15 protein-coding genes are annotated in these 17,507 nt (G+C 48.4%); 5 read left to right on the forward strand and 10 right to left on the reverse strand.

The window, feature by feature from the left end; genetic code table 11:
* Positions 1–7: 7 nt before the first annotated feature.
* Positions 8–898, forward strand: a complete 891-nt coding sequence (locus tag B5M13_RS29155; protein WP_080059017.1) for a glycosyltransferase family 2 protein — start codon at positions 8–10, stop codon at positions 896–898.
* Here the strand turns inward: B5M13_RS29155 and B5M13_RS29160 are convergent.
* A complete protein-coding gene (locus B5M13_RS29160; protein ID WP_080059018.1) occupies positions 810–1,388 on the reverse strand; it encodes a dTDP-4-dehydrorhamnose 3,5-epimerase family protein in 579 nt (192 codons plus the stop codon). The two genes, B5M13_RS29155 and B5M13_RS29160, sit on opposite strands and share 89 nt — an antisense overlap.
* Positions 1,389–1,520: 132 nt before the next feature.
* Complete coding sequence (locus tag B5M13_RS29165; RefSeq protein ID WP_080059019.1) at positions 1,521–3,131, reverse strand: acyl-CoA carboxylase subunit beta; 1,611 nt, start codon at positions 3,129–3,131, stop codon at positions 1,521–1,523.
* A gap of 150 nt (positions 3,132–3,281) precedes the next feature.
* Here B5M13_RS29165 and B5M13_RS29170 point away from each other — a divergent pair, with 150 nt between their 5' ends.
* Positions 3,282–3,617 carry a hypothetical protein gene (locus B5M13_RS29170; RefSeq protein WP_080059020.1) on the forward strand — a complete coding sequence of 112 codons (336 nt, stop codon included), beginning with the start codon at positions 3,282–3,284 and terminating at the stop codon, positions 3,615–3,617.
* Here B5M13_RS29170 and B5M13_RS29175 read toward each other — a convergent pair.
* From B5M13_RS29175 to B5M13_RS29185, 3 genes are all read right to left on the reverse strand, one after another.
* Positions 3,614–4,207 carry a Uma2 family endonuclease gene (locus B5M13_RS29175; RefSeq protein WP_080059021.1) on the reverse strand — a complete coding sequence of 198 codons (594 nt, stop codon included), beginning with the start codon at positions 4,205–4,207 and terminating at the stop codon, positions 3,614–3,616. The two genes, B5M13_RS29170 and B5M13_RS29175, sit on opposite strands and share 4 nt — an antisense overlap.
* A 68-nt stretch (positions 4,208–4,275) precedes the next feature.
* The gene (locus tag B5M13_RS29180; RefSeq protein ID WP_080059022.1) at positions 4,276–5,274 is read right to left on the reverse strand and encodes an MlaD family protein; all 999 of its coding nucleotides are present in this window, start codon (positions 5,272–5,274) and stop codon (positions 4,276–4,278) included.
* A 166-nt stretch (positions 5,275–5,440) separates the two neighbouring features.
* Positions 5,441–6,286 (reverse strand): N-acetylmuramoyl-L-alanine amidase family protein, encoded by an 846-nt coding sequence (locus tag B5M13_RS29185; RefSeq protein WP_080059023.1) that lies wholly within the window; start codon positions 6,284–6,286, stop codon positions 5,441–5,443.
* A gap of 202 nt (positions 6,287–6,488) precedes the next feature.
* Between B5M13_RS29185 and B5M13_RS29190 the strand changes: the two genes are divergently transcribed.
* The 3 genes from B5M13_RS29190 (at position 6,489) to gldG (ending at position 11,555) form a co-directional block, all read left to right on the forward strand.
* Positions 6,489–9,470 carry a putative LPS assembly protein LptD gene (locus B5M13_RS29190; protein WP_080059024.1) on the forward strand — a complete coding sequence of 994 codons (2,982 nt, stop codon included), beginning with the start codon at positions 6,489–6,491 and terminating at the stop codon, positions 9,468–9,470.
* 82 nt (positions 9,471–9,552) lie between these two features.
* Entirely contained in the window at positions 9,553–9,801 is a 249-nt protein-coding gene (locus tag B5M13_RS29195) for a hypothetical protein (protein WP_080059025.1), read from the forward strand.
* A gap of 86 nt (positions 9,802–9,887) precedes the next feature.
* Positions 9,888–11,555 (forward strand): gliding motility-associated ABC transporter substrate-binding protein GldG, encoded by a 1,668-nt coding sequence (gene gldG, locus B5M13_RS29200; protein ID WP_080059026.1) that lies wholly within the window; start codon positions 9,888–9,890, stop codon positions 11,553–11,555.
* A 56-nt stretch (positions 11,556–11,611) separates the two neighbouring features.
* On the opposite strand, the gene B5M13_RS29205 is transcribed toward gldG, so the two are convergent.
* From B5M13_RS29205 to B5M13_RS29225, 5 genes are all read right to left on the reverse strand, one after another.
* Positions 11,612–12,718 carry an alkene reductase gene (locus B5M13_RS29205; protein ID WP_080059027.1) on the reverse strand — a complete coding sequence of 369 codons (1,107 nt, stop codon included), beginning with the start codon at positions 12,716–12,718 and terminating at the stop codon, positions 11,612–11,614.
* 104 nt (positions 12,719–12,822) lie between these two features.
* Positions 12,823–13,092, reverse strand: a complete 270-nt coding sequence (locus tag B5M13_RS29210; protein WP_317046959.1) for an ArsR/SmtB family transcription factor — start codon at positions 13,090–13,092, stop codon at positions 12,823–12,825.
* A 133-nt stretch (positions 13,093–13,225) separates the two neighbouring features.
* Positions 13,226–14,890, reverse strand: coding sequence for a complex I subunit 4 family protein (locus B5M13_RS29215; RefSeq protein WP_080059029.1), 1,665 nt, complete (start codon positions 14,888–14,890; stop codon positions 13,226–13,228).
* 33 nt (positions 14,891–14,923) lie between these two features.
* Entirely contained in the window at positions 14,924–16,834 is a 1,911-nt protein-coding gene (locus tag B5M13_RS29220; RefSeq protein WP_080059030.1) for an NADH-quinone oxidoreductase subunit 5 family protein, read from the reverse strand.
* Between the two features lie 61 nt (positions 16,835–16,895).
* Positions 16,896–17,504, reverse strand: a complete 609-nt coding sequence (locus B5M13_RS29225) for a 2OG-Fe(II) oxygenase (protein ID WP_080059031.1) — start codon at positions 17,502–17,504, stop codon at positions 16,896–16,898.
* Between the last annotated feature and the right edge of the window lie 3 nt (positions 17,505–17,507).

The following is a 17,507-nucleotide window of genomic DNA, read 5'->3' on the forward strand; positions in this document are numbered from 1 at the left end:
GACAGTTATGAGCCAGGCTATTCAGGCCACAATCATTTTGCCAACCACTGCCGACCGAGGGCTACTTTTGCCTCTCTGCATCCGTAGTATTCAACAGCAAACCCTACAGGCATTTGAGTTATTTATCATTGGCGACGGTGTCGATGAGCCAACCCGATCCGTGATTAAACACCTGATGGCTCAGGACAATCGTATTCGTTTTTTTGATCACCCAAAGCATGAACGCCGTGGTGAGGTATATCGGCATCAGGCGCTTCAACAGGCGCAGGGATTCTTTGTCGCCTATATTTGTGACCGCGATTTGTGGCTACCTAACCACCTCGATGCGTTATCTAGCGTTCTACAGGAAGCAACACTGGCAACCACAAATTATTATTTCGTAAGACGGAATCAGCAACTCCTTCTACCCTACCTGCCCAGTTCTCCACGCCAAAGGGCCAGAGGTATTCTTTCGGCAACCGCCCATCGGCTCGACTTTTACCGGCAGCTCCCTTATGGCTGGCGAACGACACCTTCCAATCAGGCTACTGACCTCTACATGTGGGATCAGCTATTGGCTCACCCCAACTGCCGGGTAGCAATGGTCTGGCAGCCAACGTTGTTGTATTTTAAACGAAATAACCATCCAGGTTGGCCAACAGCTCAGCGCTACGAGGAATTAGCTCGCTGGGACACCATTCGGCAGAATCCCGAACGGCTTCAGTCAGCTATGAATCAGGCCTTTATCAATTTGATCTATGAGCGCAATCAGTTTAAGGAAAGTTGGTTTCTGGTTCGCGGACGGCGCATTTCTGAATTGCCCCGTTGGTTTATGAACAAACTTCGCTGGTGGCTAACTGATCAAACAAAGTCGACAGCGGAGGAAAGTTGGCTGCCCGATCCGATAAAATTGGATTAGATATACCCCAGGGAATAGCCAGAGCTGGATCATCCCAGCGACATCCGAGGTTATCGTCGTGTGCATACTTGTTATACGATTCCGATACTGCCTGCAGATGGATGGAAGCGGTATAAAAATACCAGCCATGAAGGACACCAGCCTGAAATACAAGCGCTTTCAGATCTGCTCCGAATAGCTCATAAAGAGCGTACTGACGATACGTTGGCGACTCGGATCGGATATCGTATAAGCCCACCAGACAATGCCCCTGAATCAGACAAAAGTATTCACCATGCCGTTGGTGAATATGTAGCCCCCGAAGTACATTCGCTTCCGAACGAATCATGCTCCACTGTGTTGGCGAAATGGCCAGGCCCCAATGGTCAGCAAACGTTTCTGTAAAAGCCCCCCTGTGATCATGTATTTCCCGAAGTTGCCTTAATTCGACATTATGAAGATGAGTGCCGTTAAGCAATCGAGAGACACACGACGTTGGTTCGGTTAACATGCTATACTGAATAGAGGCTCTGTGAGGATATTCCCTATAAACATACAACCCCTGCAAAATTAAATCACTTATAACTACGGTTATTTAACAATTTTCTAAGATTCTCTGAATCCCCTGTGCTTGCGTCTGCTTTTATGTTTGAATCACGCCTACCGAAAAAGGTTTTGTGATGGGTGCATGGTTGGCGGCTGTAATGCCTTCCGAAATAAGTTCACGGGTTTGTAATGGATCGATAACTGCATCGACCCAAAGTCGGGCGGCTGCGTAGTAGGGCGAGAGCTGGGCATTATACTGATCCATAATTTTAGTCAGTTGGGCCTGTTCTTCCTCAGAGGTCATGGGCTGGCCCTTGGCTTTCTGGGCCGCTACCTGGATCTGAAGCAATGTTTTGGCTGCCGAAGCGCCACTCATAACGGCCATCTGCGCGGTAGGCCAGGCTAGCATCAGCCGGGGGTCGTAGGCTTTACCACACATGGCATAATTGCCCGCTCCATAACTATTCCCGACCACAACCGTAAACTTCGGGACGACCGAATTGGCCATAGCACTCACCATTTTGGCACCGTCTTTAATAATCCCGCCCTGTTCGGCCCGGCTACCCACCATAAAGCCCGAAACATCCTGTAGAAATACCAGCGGTATTCGCTTCTGATTGCAGTTCATAATAAACCGGGCGGCTTTATCGGCGGCATCGCCATAGATGACTCCGCCCATCTGCATCTCCCCTGCCTGACCTGTCCGGCCTTTGGCCTTTACCACCTTTCGCTGATTCGCCACAATACCAACCGCCCAGCCATCGATTCGAGCATAACCACATAGCAACGACTGGCCGTAGCCGGGTTTATATGCATCGAAAGCAGAGTTATCCACAAGTCTATCCACAATTTCCTGCATATCATAGGGTTTAACCCGATCAACAGGCAGAATCTGGTAAATCTCTTCTGGATTTTTAGCGGGAGCAGCGGGCTCAACGCGATCAAACCCAGCCGATTCGTGGTGGCCCAATTTATCGAACATTCGCTTGATGGCATCCAGGCAGCTTTTATCATCAGGGTACTTATTATCGACCACACCCGAAATGTCAGTCTGCGTAGTGGCTCCGCCCAGGGTTTCGGCATCGACATCTTCGCCTATAGAGGCTTTAACCAGATAAGGCCCCGCCAGAAAAATAGAGCCTGTCCCTTCTACAATCAGAGCCTCATCGGACATAATAGGCAGATAGGCACCACCCGCTACACAACTACCCATGATAGCCGCCACCTGAAAAATGCCCATAGCCGACAGGTGCGCATTATTCCGGAAAGTCCGGCCGAAGTGTTCCTTATCCGCAAATACCTCATTTTGTAAGGGCAAGTACACCCCCGCACTATCGACCAGGTAAATAATCGGTAACCTGTTTTCCATCGCGATTTCCTGTGCCCGAAGGTTTTTCTTGGCCGTAATCGGAAACCAGGCGCCTGCTTTTACAGTCGCATCGTTGGCGACAATAACACACTGACGCCCCGAAACATAGCCTATACCCACTACCACTCCTCCCGACGGACATCCACCATGTTCGGCATACATACCATCGCCGGTAAATAGCCCGATTTCAACAAACGGTTTATCTGAATCGGTCAGGTAGTCGATGCGCTCGCGGGCCGTTAGTTTTCCTTTCTGGTGCTGGTCTTCTATTTTCTTCAGACCACCCCCCAGTTGGGTTTGAGCGGTGCGTTGAGCGAGTTCGTCAAGAAGGGTTTGCATAAACGTTTATCGGGATTTTTGCTGGACAAACATCGGGATTCTATCGCGAATAACGTAGCATTGGGCACTTCTCATTGCATCTCCGAACAATTGTCTGTGACCGAGACGAGAAAAAGACGAAATTACCGACTAGTTATAAACCTAAACGTTATGTGGCAAACAGACTCGATCTGGTTTGAAATAGCCGTTGTAAGTGCTATTTATGCGGTAGGCAATATATTGTTTGACCAATTTGAAGAACGAACACCCAAATGGCGAAGGTTAGGCAAGTATATTCTTACACTATTGATCGTAATGGTCCTCTCAACCTACTTCGGAAGAACGGTGGCGATGAGTGTTCTGGGATCTTTTATAATCCCGTTTCTATACGTCCATGGGTATTATCTGCCACAGAAGAAAGGTATTAATGGCTGGACTGGTGAGCCCAAAGGCAAATACTACGACTTCCGAAAATGGGACAAAACTATTTTTGAGAAAGACATTTAAACGGGTTTAGCAGTAACCAACCCTATTGTCCGGGCATATACGCTCGCCAACGAAATCGACAGCTTAATCGTTTGAATAGAAAATTCGCCAGACAGGCTGGTAGATTGTTCAGCCAGCGTCCATTGCCCAAGATCATTTTTACGCCAGGCCTCTACAGCTACCTGTTGCGAGTCGATAAGAATATACTCCTGAAATGTGGGTATGCTCCGATAACGTAGAAACTTCCGTCCTCGGTCATAATCTTCCGTTCCTTCCGACATCACCTCAATCAATACAACTGGATTCAACAGGTTGTCAAATCCATCTGGCAAGAGTTCAGGCTCTCCGCATACAATGACGATATCAGGATAGGCATACAGGCCCGTTGCCGGGAGGTGAACACGCATATCCGACGAAAATGACTGACAGGAAGCTTTTTCAAGAAAGGCTCCTATAATAATCGATAAATTTTCGTTAATGCGATTGTGATTAAAGGTTGCACCGGCCATAGGGATAAGTTCGCCGTTGAAAAACTCGCTTTTCTCAAGTGCCTGCCGTTCATGGGTCAGGTACTCTTCCTGGCTGATTATTCGTTTTTCGGCTACTACCATATTCCGACGAGTTTTAGCTTCCTAAGATACGGGTTTAGCGATCCAAAATCAACCGCCATTTCGGGCTTTTACTTCTTCGTCGAATCGGCCGGGATCACGGTGGTGATGGTTGTGCTGGCTGCGGGTGTTGGAGACGTATAGGGTTGCTCTTTCTTACCAAAAAGTGAAAACTGAACATACCGTTTAGGGTGTTCGCGCAGGTCGGTCAGGAGCTTTTCCAGACTAGCGGCCGTAGCGTTCACGTTCCGATAGAGCTGTTCGTCTGAGGTGAGTTTACCCAACGAACCCCGTCCGTTGTTAACATCGGCCAGAATCTTCTGCAGGTTATCGACCGTTTTGTTAACCGTCAACAGCGTTTGTTTCAATTGCAGGCCCTGAAGCGAATCGGCAAAGGTATCAGCTTTGGAAAGTATGGGCTTAAGCATTTTCTCCGTCTCAACAAGTGAGGCCGACAAATGGCTTACATTGGCCAGCGTAGCTTTCAAACCAGCCCGATTTTCAGCGATAGTGAGGTCGAGCGTTTTCACACCAGCGTTCGCACTCTGAAGAGTTTGTTTAAGCATAACCCCTGTCTGGTCGAACTGAGCAACAACCCGATTGAGCTGAAAAGTCAGCGAATCAACATTGTTCAGAACAGGCAGTGTTTTTTCCCGAATTAGTGCTGATAAGCCCGACTCTTTTGTCGCTACCAGCATACCCCCATCTTCCAGCGTAGCCCCTTTCGGGTCGATACTCAGCTTAATCAATTTGCCGCCTAGCAGCCCATCGTCGTCCAGAACTGCTTTAGACCCCTGCGTAACCCGAATTGTTTTATTTAACTCCAGCGTTACCAGCAGTTTGTTACCCTGGTTCTGTAAAATTTCTATGCTCTTTACCCGACCTACTGACAAGCCATTGATTCGAACCGGGTTTGAGGGCACCAGCCCATCGATATTATCATAAATGACCTGATACTTATTCGTTGAGGAAAAGAAATCAGAGCCTTTCAAAAAGCGAAATCCGTAGTAGAACATCAGCAGCGAGACAACAGCCAACAAGCCTACCTTTACTTCCTGTGAAATTTTCATGTGTTGCGTGAAGGTGAACAACCCAGTTATGGGCAGTCCTAACCAGACTGGTTGGATGTATAACCAACTTTTGGGGGCGTTTGTCCCACAGTCGGGCGAATTTAGTGAAGCAGTGGACTAACTTGATACGAGAATTGATTGAACGTAAGCGTACTACTTAGCCAAGTCACTCACCCGCTTCAATTTCTTCCTTATACCGGGCAAAAGCTTTATAAATAGCATCCGCCATTTCTTCCTGCCCCTCTTCCGAACGCAGGTAATCTTCTTCGTCACGGTTGGTCAGGTAACCACTCTCGATCAAAACGCTGGGCATGGTTGTTTTCCAGAGTACGATAAAACCGGCCTGCTTGACGCCATTACTCTTCCGATTGGCATTAAAATGAAAGCTTTTCTCCAGCTTTTCAGCAAAACTGATGCTGCTGGCAATGAAGGCATGCTGATAATTGGCCAGCATGATGGTAGCCAGTGGTGAGTTCGGATCAAAGCCTTTGTAGGTCTGTTGATAGTTCTTTTCCTGTAAGATAACCGCATTTTCCCGACGGGCGACATCAAGGTTGCTTTGGGTACGGTGCAGCCCAAGTGTGTACGTTTCAGTGCCATATACCCGACTACTCGATGGGCTGGCATTGCAGTGAATCGAGATGAATAAATCGGCCCGGTTGCGGTTGGCAATAGCTCCGCGCTCCAACAATTCGACGAAATGGTCCGAAGTTCGCGTATAAATGACCCGAACGTTTGGGTGCTTCTCCTTAATTTTGCGACCTAGTAAGAGAACCAGTTCCAGGTTAATCGTTTTCTCCTTGGCGTAGCGGCCATGCGTACCAGGGTCTTTACCACCATGACCAGCATCCAGAACGATGGTTCGGAGCTGATTAGGGGCGTCATTCTCCTGCGTGGCTTCCTTATCCTGCGAACCTACCTGCTGTATGGAATCCTGGGTGAGGTCGAAGGGTAACGAATCTGGACTGGTCATCGCCAGTAATGGTACGATGGCGAAGACCAAAGTTGTCATTATTCCGGGAGCAGGAAGGCTCATGGGTTTAATAATTTTTAACAGCCAAAAACGTTTCAAAGCGATAGTAGGATAACTGTTCGTGGATACCTTTGTAAACCATAGACTTAACGGTCTAATGGCAAATATAATTTTTTTAATAAACCTGAAAAACAGAGACTTTATTTTGCGGCCCCTGCATAAACGACCGATATGGATACAGATGACCGTCTGTCTCTTCTGGCTACTCTGGGCGTTTACGGCGCTGGGGCAACAAAAAACGCTGCCTCAACTACCCGCAAAAGGTAGTATTCCCCCAGCCACGGTACCCGCTCAGCGAGTACCCAACAAGACCAGGCCAGGTGTTGTGTCACCCAACACAGTTCGACCACAGTCTACAACGAGCAATAGCACTGATTCATTGCAAGTTACAGCAAACGATACGGCCAAAGTCGATACCACAAAAGGTACAGATGATTTTAAAACTACGGTCAAATACCAAGCCAAAGATTCAACTATTTATGCTGCCGATGGCCAAACCGTTGAATTATTTGGGGACGCCAGCGTCATATATGGTGATATTTCACTGAAAGCCGATTACATCCGTCTGAACTACCTGACCAATGAGGTATATGCCCGAGGACGCTACGATTCAACGACCAAAAAAACGATTGGAAGGCCTATTTTTCAGGATGGTGAAGGCAAGTACGATACCAAAGAAATACGATACAACTTCAAATCCCAAAAAGGACGAATTCAGGGAGTGGTAACTCAACAGGGTGAAGGCAATATTCGGGGAACAACGGTCAAAAAAGATGCTGAGGATAACCTCTACATTGGTAAAGCGATCTATACAACCTGTAATCTGGCGGTTCCGCACTTTCATATCAATGCCAGTAAACTCAAGGTTATCCACAACAAGCAGGTGGTGGCAGGGCCTTTCAATTTGGTTATCAATCAGATTCCGCTGCCCATCGGATTGCCATTCGGTTTTTTCCCATTTCCCAAACGCAAAGAGATCGGTGTGTCGGGGCTCATTGTTCCTCAATACGGTGAAGAACCCAACGGACGTGGATTTTACTTACGCGACGGCGGTTATTATTGGGCTGTCAGCGAAAACCTGGGGTTGCAATTCAAAGGACAGATTTATTCACGCGGAAGCTGGGGGCTGGGCGTATCGTCGGCCTACAATAAACGCTATCGATTCAGCGGCAGTGTGAACCTGCAATTCAATCGCAACCGCTCCGGCGACCGGGTCGATACGACGCAAAGCCCACGCAACGACTTTTCCTTTACCTGGTCACACTCACCGGTACCACGCGGACGGGGAAGCTTCTCGGCCAACGTTAACGTCAGCAGTAACAGCTACAACCAGTTCAACTCCTACAATACGCAATCGTATATCTCCAACGTAGCCGGTTCGTCGGTTCAGTATAGCCGTAGTTTTGGGCAGTATGCACGAGCAGGTGCCAACATACGGGTAAACCAGCAGTTTGGGCAGGTAAACCAGCAAACGGGCGTTCGGGAAAATGGAAAGACCGATGTCTCGTCCAGCTTCAATTTTGGTATCAATCAAATCTCGCCATTTGCGCTGAAAGGCGGTTCAGGTCGTTGGTACGAAAGCTTCCGGGTAGGCCTGGATGTAAGTGGATCGATTGGCGTAAGCAATACCATTCGTCGGCAGATCGACACAACAGGTTTGGGCTTCCCCGTTGTTACAAATCTGACTACGATTAGTACAGTACAGCGCATTCAGGATAGTATCACACGGGCAAACAACCTTCGCTTAGGCATTGTTACGGCCGACCCGAACCTGATTGCTTTCAGCCTCCCCAACCTGGACCGGATCTGGCGGAATCGAACGCTACAGGCTCAGTATAGTATCCCCATTTCACTTCCCAACGTAAAGCTGTTGCGGTACATCAACCTGACACCAGGTTTCTCGCTGCAAGGGAACATCTATACCAAGAAACTAAAACTGGATCCAGGGTACAATGCCACCCATAACGATGTGAAAATTGATACTGTACCGGGCTTTTTTCCGTCCTATAATTTCTCTATCAATGCTAGTATGAACACGCGCTTCTACGGAACGTTTTTTATCCGTGGCAAACGTGTTGAGGCAATACGACATACCGTAGCGCCTTCTATTTCGTTTAGTTATGTACCTGACTTTACCAACCCGAAGTATGGGCAGTTTTTCGTTCTGGAAGCTCGCGGAGCGCTGGCAAATTTGCCGCTCTACCGAAGAACCATTTCAGTTTTCCGGGGTATCGATGGTGGAAGTACCAGTGCTTCCAGTACGCAATCGGCCTTCATTAACTTCGGCATTGTGAACCAGTTGGAAATGAAAGTTCGTACACGCAGTGATTCGTCGGGGCAAGACTTTAAGAAGATTCCGATTTTCGATAACCTAAGTATCAACGGCAGTTATAACCTCCTGGCTCCCGACTATAAGCTATCGCCTATTGCCGTTAGTGCCAACACGCAGATTTTCAAAAACATCAGCTTCAACTTTTCATCAACTTTCGATCCGTACGCCTATCGAGCCTACGGTGGCACAGCAGCTTATTATTTTGCCACTACGACCAGTCCAATAACTCCCCTCTCGTATTCGCCTTCGCTCCAATCGTTGCAGGAGCCGTATGTCGATCAGCAATACACTCGCGTTCCGAACCTATACGCATTTCAGGCTGGGCAGGGTCTACTGCGGCTTACAAACTTACAGGCATACGTGAGTGCCCGCTTTGCTCCGAAGCAGGCAGATAAACCGAAATCCAGCCCGAATGCGTCGGAAGCAACCCTCAAAGCGATTAATAACAACCCCGAACTGTACGTCGATTTCAACATCCCCTGGTCGATGAACGTGAGTTATACCTTCGGTCTGACCAAGTTAACCCCGCAACTCTCGCAGGTGGTACAGGCACTCACTTTAACCGGTGACCTGAGCCTGACGCCAAAATGGAAAATTACTATCCAGACAGGATATGACTTCCAGTTCCACAGCCCAACCCTGACGACTATTGGTATCAACCGCGACCTGCACTGCTGGGAAATGGCGTTTAACTGGACGCCCTATTCGGGAAATAACTTCCGATCGGGCAACTATTCGTTCGACCTGCGGGCACGATCGTCCATTCTCCAGGAGTTAAAATTAAGCCGTCGTCGGAGCTTCTATGACAATGGAGGTTTCTATGGTCGGTAAGCCTTGCGTTGATCCAGTGTTTTTGTGTACAGGAGACCAAAATTTATTATCTTGCAAGTGTAACTCTTTCTGACTGTTATACATGACCGACCGTGACAAACAACGCCTGAACGAACTGGAAGAAAAAACGGCTTATCTGCTTGCCCGGCAGGATGAACAGGAGACCCGCATGAGCCAACTTATAGCGCGATTAACCTACATTGAAGCCCGCCAGTATCGGATTATGAAAGAACTGGGTATGGATCCTGATAAAATCGACTCTCCTCAGGCGGCACTGGATGATGCTAAAACCATTAATCTAACCCGTATTCCCGAACAGCGATTGAATTGACCGTTCCCTAGTCCGTTCTTACCAGCCCATACCGAATCCTGTAAACTATGTATACAAGGCACGGCGTTCTTTCGTTATAGTCCCGTATGCACTCTGCACTCTTACGTACGCTTCTTATAATTGCTGCTCTACTCGCCGTTAATATTCTTTCGGCGTTTGTGTTTTTTCGAATCGATCTGACGCAGGAAAAACGCTTTACCCTTTCCGAGGCTACTCAAAATCTGCTGGCGAACCTACCCGATGATGTCCATGTCGATGTATACCTTACGGGCGATTTGCCGCCAGGTTTTAAACGACTCGAGAATGCCGTTCGGGAAACATTGGATGGTTTTCAGGCAGAAGCGGCTAAAACGGTTACGTATCGGTTTATTAACCCCGACGACATTACAGCCCCCGATGCCAAAAATAAACTGATTGACAAGCTCCAGCAAAAGGGCCTTCTCCCCACGAATTTGTTTGACAATGAAGGTGGAAAGCGTACCGAAAAGCTGATCTTTCCCGGTGCTATTGTTTCCTACAAAGGTCAGGAAGTTGCTGTTCAGCTCCTGAAAGGAAATAAAACAGCTTCACCGCAGGAACAACTGAACCAATCGTATGAAGGCGTCGAATTTCAGTTGGCATCCGCCATTCGGAAGCTAAGCCAGACCAAAGAAAATCGAAAACGAGTTGGTCTGGTATTTGGGCATACGCAGGTGCCTCCCTCTCGCTTCTCAGACCTGCTGGCTTCTGTGCAGGAAAATTACGATCTGTTTTTTGTCGATATGACTAAACCGGGGCCAGTCGAGAATGTCGATCTCCTGTTGGTTACAAAACCTGACAAAGCGTTTTCGGACGACGAAATTTTCAAACTCGATCAGTTCGTGGTAAAGGGTGGCCGGGCCTTATTTTTTGTCGATGGGCAGCGGGTCGATAGTGTTAGCAACGAAGGTACGTATGCACAGCCGCTTAGCCTCAATCTCGATGATTTGTTCTTCCGATGGGGCATCCGAATGAATCGGGATGTTGTTAAAGATATGTATTGCGCTCCTATCCCATTCAACGTGGGTAATATGGGCGATAAACCGAATATTCAGCTAGTGCCGTGGCGATTTTATCCGATGCTTAACAACTTCGGCATCTCGAACAATCCAATTGTCCGCAATCTGGATGCTGTACTCGGTCGGTTTGTTAGTACAATTGACACGGTTCGGTCGGCAGGTATTCAGAAAACGCCTTTATTGCTGACATCGGAATATACGAAGCTACTGAAAACACCTGCTTTAATTTCATACAACGAAGCCCGTCAGCAACCTGATCCGGCAACCTACACCGACGGACCCCAGATTGTAGGCTGCCTGCTCGAGGGCAATTTCCAATCATTGTATGCCAATCGGATTTTACCCGGCGATCCACGTGCTGCGGGTTTCAAGGCGGAAGGGATAGCCTCGCGCATACTGGTTTGCTCGGATGGGGATTTAATCGTTAATGATGTCGATTATAAACGGCAAACGCCCTATCCACTCGGTTTCGACCGATATACACGTACTACATTTGCCAATAAGGATTTCGCCCTGAATGCGATTGATTATCTAATTGATCCCAACGGGGTTATTGCGGCCCGCAACCGGGTTGTTACCCTCCGCCCGCTCGACAAAATTCGGGTCGATTCAACCCGAACCGGCTGGCAGGCCCTTAACCTGTTAGGACCTTTAGCCCTTTTAAGTCTTGTAGGCGTTGTCTGGCAGTTTATACGACGACGAAGTTATGGTCAATAATCAGAAAGCGCTCTATCACTTTAGAGCGCTTTCCGTATAAAGATGTATGACGCTGATTAGACCTGTGCTTCTGCAAGCGCCGGATAATCGATAAAGCCTTGCTCGAAGCCTTTAGGACCGGGCGCAAAAAATGTTGACGCATCAAATTGAGCCAATTCGGCACCCGTTTGCAAGCGTTCGACAAGGTCAGGATTAGCAATGAATGGACGCCCGAAAGCGATCAGATCAGCTCTACCACTTTCCAGATCAGCTTCGGCCCGCTCCGTATCGTAATTACCACACAGAATCAGTGTTCCCTTGAAAGCCGCCCGAATAGCATCCACCGTTTCCTGTGGCACTGCTGGAGCACCCTGAGATGAGTGATCTACCAGGTGTATGTACACGACCCCCAGTTCCTGTAGTTTATGAGCCAGGTAAACATACAGATCGTGCGTATCCTCGGCATGAGGCATCAAATCACCGGCAGCTCCGAAAGGCGATAATCGTACCCCTACTCGGTCGGCACCAATCGCTGCTATCGCTGCGGCTGCAACATCGAGAACAAACCGAGCCCGGTTTTCAACAGGGCCTCCATATTCGTCGGTACGCTGGTTGCTACGGGCGCTCAGAAACTGTTCGATCAGATAGCCATTGGCCCCATGCAGTTCGATCCCATCAAAGCCTGCTTCTACAGCATTCTTAGCTGCCTGGGCAAACTCCTGAATGGCCGACTGAACATCTTCACTGGTCATTTCGCGCGGGGTTGCATTTGGCACCAGCCCTTCGGTATCCGTCCAGATACTACCGGCCGCAGCAATAGCCGAAGGGGCTACAACCTCAGCTCCTGAAGGCATATTAGCCAGATGCGAAATTCGTCCAGTGTGCATCAGTTGGACAAAAATTCGGCTTCCTTTATCATGAACCGCTGCAGTTACTTTCTTCCACCCTTCTACCTGTTCAGCATTGTAAATACCTGGTATGCGAGCATAACCTAACCCATTGGGCGAAGGAGCTGTTCCTTCGGTGATGATCAAACCTGCCGTAGCGCGTTGTGCATAATATTCGGCGATCATATCATTTGGAATATTTCCCAACGCTCGGCTACGGGTCATAGGAGCCATCACTACGTGATTCTGAAGGGTTAATGTACCAAGTTTAGCTTCTGAGAACAGTTTCTGTGCCATTGTCTGACTGCTTTTTAGTGATAAGACTAGAGTGGGTTTTCTTAAATCCTCTCTGCCCTAACACATCCATATATTCAAAAGTTTGGATGTATTGATTAAAATTTTTAGCTTAATCCATCCAGAAAAATCGTCAATTGTTGAATCGCTTCTTTGTTTAAACGGAGATGTATGTTACGACCATCTTTCGACGAACTCACTAATCCGCTGTCGATCAACTGCTTAATATGATGCGAAACGCAAGGCTGCGAAAGCCCCACCAATTCCATTACTTCGGCATTGGTCAGCGTTTCTTTTTTGGCCAGCTCGATCAGGATTGACAGTCGGGATTTGTCGGCCATAGCCCCCGTCGCCTTCTCAATAAATTTACAATCCATGGCCATTGGTGAAATGTATACAATCAACAATTCGTCACTATAAAGTTAACAAAATTTATAGTGGTATCGTGCCAAAGGTCGCCCTTAAGCCTTACTGATCGGTCGTTTACCTGCTTAACGAACGGTTCAGTTTCTACTCTACCGAGAATTTCAGCAGCCACTGCCCTACGGTAGCATTGGTCAGGTTGAAAATAAGGTTGGGGAATAAGCCCAACAGGAGTGCCAGAACCGCCAGCGGAATCAGCATTAATTTTTCGCGGGCAGACAGATCCGTCAGCACCGTTGTAGCCTCATAGCGAGACCAGTATGGCCCAAAGAACATACGCTGCAACGTCCAGAGAAAATAAGCAGCCGCCAGCAACACACCCGTTGTAGCCACAATAGTAAGCCAGCCTGCCAGCCATCGGGACTGGAAACTTCCCATAAGCGTGAATAATTCACCCACAAAACCCGAGAATCCTGGTAATCCTAATGAAGCAAAAAAGGCGATGGCGGTTAGAGTGGTGTAACGAGGCATAGGCTTCATCAGTCCACGATACGAATCGATTCGGCGATCGTGGGTGCGATCATAAATGACACCTGCAATCAGAAACAGCATGGCTGATAACACCCCATGGCTTACCATCTGATAAATGGCGCCATTGATTCCTTCGGCTGTTAGCGAGGCTATACCCAGTAACACAAACCCCATGTGCGATACCGATGAGTAGGCAATCATTTTCTTGAGGTCGGCCTGTGCCAACGCGTTAAGCCCTCCGTATACAATCGATAATACGCCCAGGCCAGCTAAAATCTGCGCATAATTGGTCGCTCCATCGGGAAAGAAGTCCCAGGCAATTCGCAGGAACCCGTATCCACCAATTTTGAGCAAGACCCCTGCCAACACAACCGATACGGGCGTAGGTGCCTCTACGTGCGCATCAGGCAACCAGGTATGCACAGGAACGATGGGTAGCTTAATGGCAAACCCGATAAAAATTGCCCAAAAAGCCAGTTGCCTTACCGAAAAGCCCCAAACAATCAATTGAGAGGCAGGATTCAGTAACGCATTTGGCAGATAGTTATCCCCGTCGGCCAGATAGTGCATATCGAACGTATGAACGATCTGTGAAGAATTTAACTGACCGCTCTGCAATGCTATCTGAACGCTTTGAATTAGCTCATTCGTAATGGCCGATGAATCTGTAATAAGCCCAGCCGTTATGGCCGTACTTACTGGGTCCATAACCGACAACGACAATGCAATCATAACCAGCAAAATCAGTAGCGAGCCAAACAGGGTATACAGAAAAAACTTGATGGATGCATATTCTCGCCGTGGCCCTCCCCAAAGACCAATCAGGAAATACATCGGCAGGAGCATGAACTCAAAAAACAGAAAAAAGAGAAAGAAGTCCAGTGCCAAAAAACAGCCCATGATGGTGCCCGTAAGGAGCAAATACAGGGAGTAATAGGCTCTCAGTCGATGCGTCATTGTCCAGGACGACACTACACCGCTCAACATGACTACCGCCGACAGAATCACCAACGGCAGACTAATGCCATCGATGCCAAGCAGATAATCAATCGATACAATGCCCAGATTACCAAGCGGCAGGGTAATCCAGTCAGCTTGTTCTACCAGTTGGTAACCGGCACTTGTCTGGTTGAACTCCTGATACGCTACCACCGATAGCATGACTTCGGCCAGTGTAATTACAAAGGCAATCCAGCGAAACTGAATCACCTGACTCTCAGGCAGCAACGCTATTACCAGAGCGCCAAGTAATGGCAGGAAAATAAGTAACGAAAGAATCATAAGTTGTCAGGGACACATTCTCTATAGCCCCCACTAGTAAAACATCCACCAAAGAACCAATACCAAACCAACCACAGCCACTGTAATATAAGACTGTACCCGGCCATTCTGTATAGATCGTGTTAGTTGCCCTGATAAACTGGCGGCCCAGGCAATACCATTTACGATACCATCGATCACCAGACGATCAATTGCACGCGTTATATAAGCCAGTACAACCATTGCAACGCCCAGGTTATTCACCGTCCCATCGACCAGACGCCTATCCGTCCGATTCAGCAGGTTTGCCAGTTTGTGTGTTGGGGTTATTACCAGATACTGAAACAGTCTATCTAAAAAGCCATATTCAAGTGAGAGCCGAACAGCCAATGTATCAGCCCGAGGAGTACTCATACGAAATCCAGCCCAGCCTCCCATAGCAACCAGACCAACTGAAACGGGGGCCAACCACCAAAAATGGCTTCTTGAAGTTGCGGATATGATTTTGAAAAACCAGCTCCCATGCACCGAAAGCGGGTTTACCGAAAACCAAACCCCAAGCGATAAAATCGCTAACACTACTATTGGTCCACGCATGAGCCAGGCAGGTTCATGCGTTTGGTCTAATGAACTATGTTTGTTCCGGTAGTTCCCGAAGAAAACAAGTCGCCATTGCCTGGCCATATATAACATGGTCAGCCCTGACGATAAGAGCAGTATTATGGGGATCATACTGGCAAGCCCGCTAGTCTGTTGATTCGCCCAATCGAAAGCCCCACCTAAAATGGCTTCTTTCGACAGAAAACCCGACAGGAATGGAACACCGGCCAACGCTGCAGCACAGAGTGTATAACTCCAGAAGGTTATGGGCAGCGTTTGGCGCAGCCCACCCATATGCCGCATATCCTGCGTATGAACGGCATGAATAACCGCACCTGCACTTAAAAAAAGTCCAGCTTTAAAAAAGGCATGGGTCAGCAAATGGAACATGGCCCCACTCACATTGCCGGTTCCCATAGCCGCCACCATCAGACCTAATTGTGAAACCGTCGAAAACGCAAGCACTTTCTTAATATCAGTCTGAAAGAGGGCCGAATACCCACCCCATACGGTCGTGATGGTACCGATAAGGGCAACTACGACCAACGCATCGGGCGACAGCAACGGGTGAATCCGGGCAAGCAGGAAAATACCGGCGGCTACCATGGTGGCGGCATGCAGCAAGGCCGATACAGGCGTAGGCCCTTCCATAGCATCGGGAAGCCAGGTCAGTAACGGAAACTGAGCCGATTTTCCCATACAGCCCATAAACAGGCAAAGCCCCAATGCAGTAGGTAAAGTTCCCCCCGCTCCGGCAGTATCCAATACTGAAAAGTCGAGCGTTCTGAAGTAGTAATAAGTCAGAAAAATACCGATCAGAAATCCAGCATCGCCAACGCGGTTCATCAAAAAGGCTTTTTTCGCAGCTTTTGACGCAGCGGGCCGTTCGGCATAAAATCCGATGAGCAGATAGGAGGCAAGCCCCACCAGCTCCCAGAACGCATACATCACCAGCAGGTTTCCGGCCAGTACAATCCCCAGCATTGCCCCGACAAACAGTTGTAGGTATGCGAAATAACGCCGGAGCCGGGGTTCGTCATGGAGATAGGCAACCGAATAAATCTGTACCAGCAGCGCCACAAAATGTACCAAGACAAGCATCAGAGCCGCTAATGAATCAAGCCTGAAGCTGGCCGAAAACAACCTACCCGACAGGTTAGCCCATTCAGCCTGAATCGTAAGTGGCTGATCTGACACATTCAGGGCCAGAACGATAGATAAACCCAATCCTAAACCAGTTACCAGCATAGCTAACAACGCAGCTACCCGTCGGCTTGCTACAGCCAGCGCCAGAAACCCAACAAAAGGAAGGCCTAGTAGAACGGTAGTTAGTAACGATAATGACAAAGGTGTATGGATGGGCATCCGTATTCGGTCAGAATTGGCCGCAAATATCCCTATTATCCGGTGGGGATGCAAATAGCTTTTAGCCCGTTTTCAACCAGCCCGTTATACTCAGCCGTTCGCGGGTAGCCGGAAGCACTTCATGCTCTAACCGTCCACTTTCAAAGCATACCAGTCGTCCGCCCAACGGATTAACCGTAATCTGGTGCTCGGATTGACCCTCGGCTTCCGGCAGATAGATTGCCAGTTGACCACCATCGGTTTCCAGCCAATCGGAATTGAGGTAGCAAATGACGGATAATTTCCGACGCGAATCACTGCGAAACCGATCCAGATGCCGTTTATAGAACGCGCCTGGTGGATATACGGCATAATGGAACTCGTACTCTCGCAAGCCTAAATAACAAGTCTGGTTTACATACGCTACAAACTCGTTGATTCGATGTAAAAAGGCAGTTTCCTCAGGCGTAGCCGACGCTTCATCCAGCCAAAGTATTTCGTCGCCCCGGATCGTATGTTGAACAATTTTCTGCTGATTACCAATACCAGCAGCCCGAAACTGGCCCGCTCCCCTGTGCTCACGCAATCGGCTGGCCAGGGTTGTAACTTCTTCGGGTGTTAGAAAATTATCGGCAATACCATACCCTTCGGATACGATACCATCGATAACTGATTCAAAAACTGTATTCATATG

The sequence above is a fragment of the Spirosoma aerolatum genome (genome assembly GCF_002056795.1).
Classification (GTDB): Bacteria; Bacteroidota; Bacteroidia; order Cytophagales; family Spirosomataceae; genus Spirosoma; species Spirosoma aerolatum.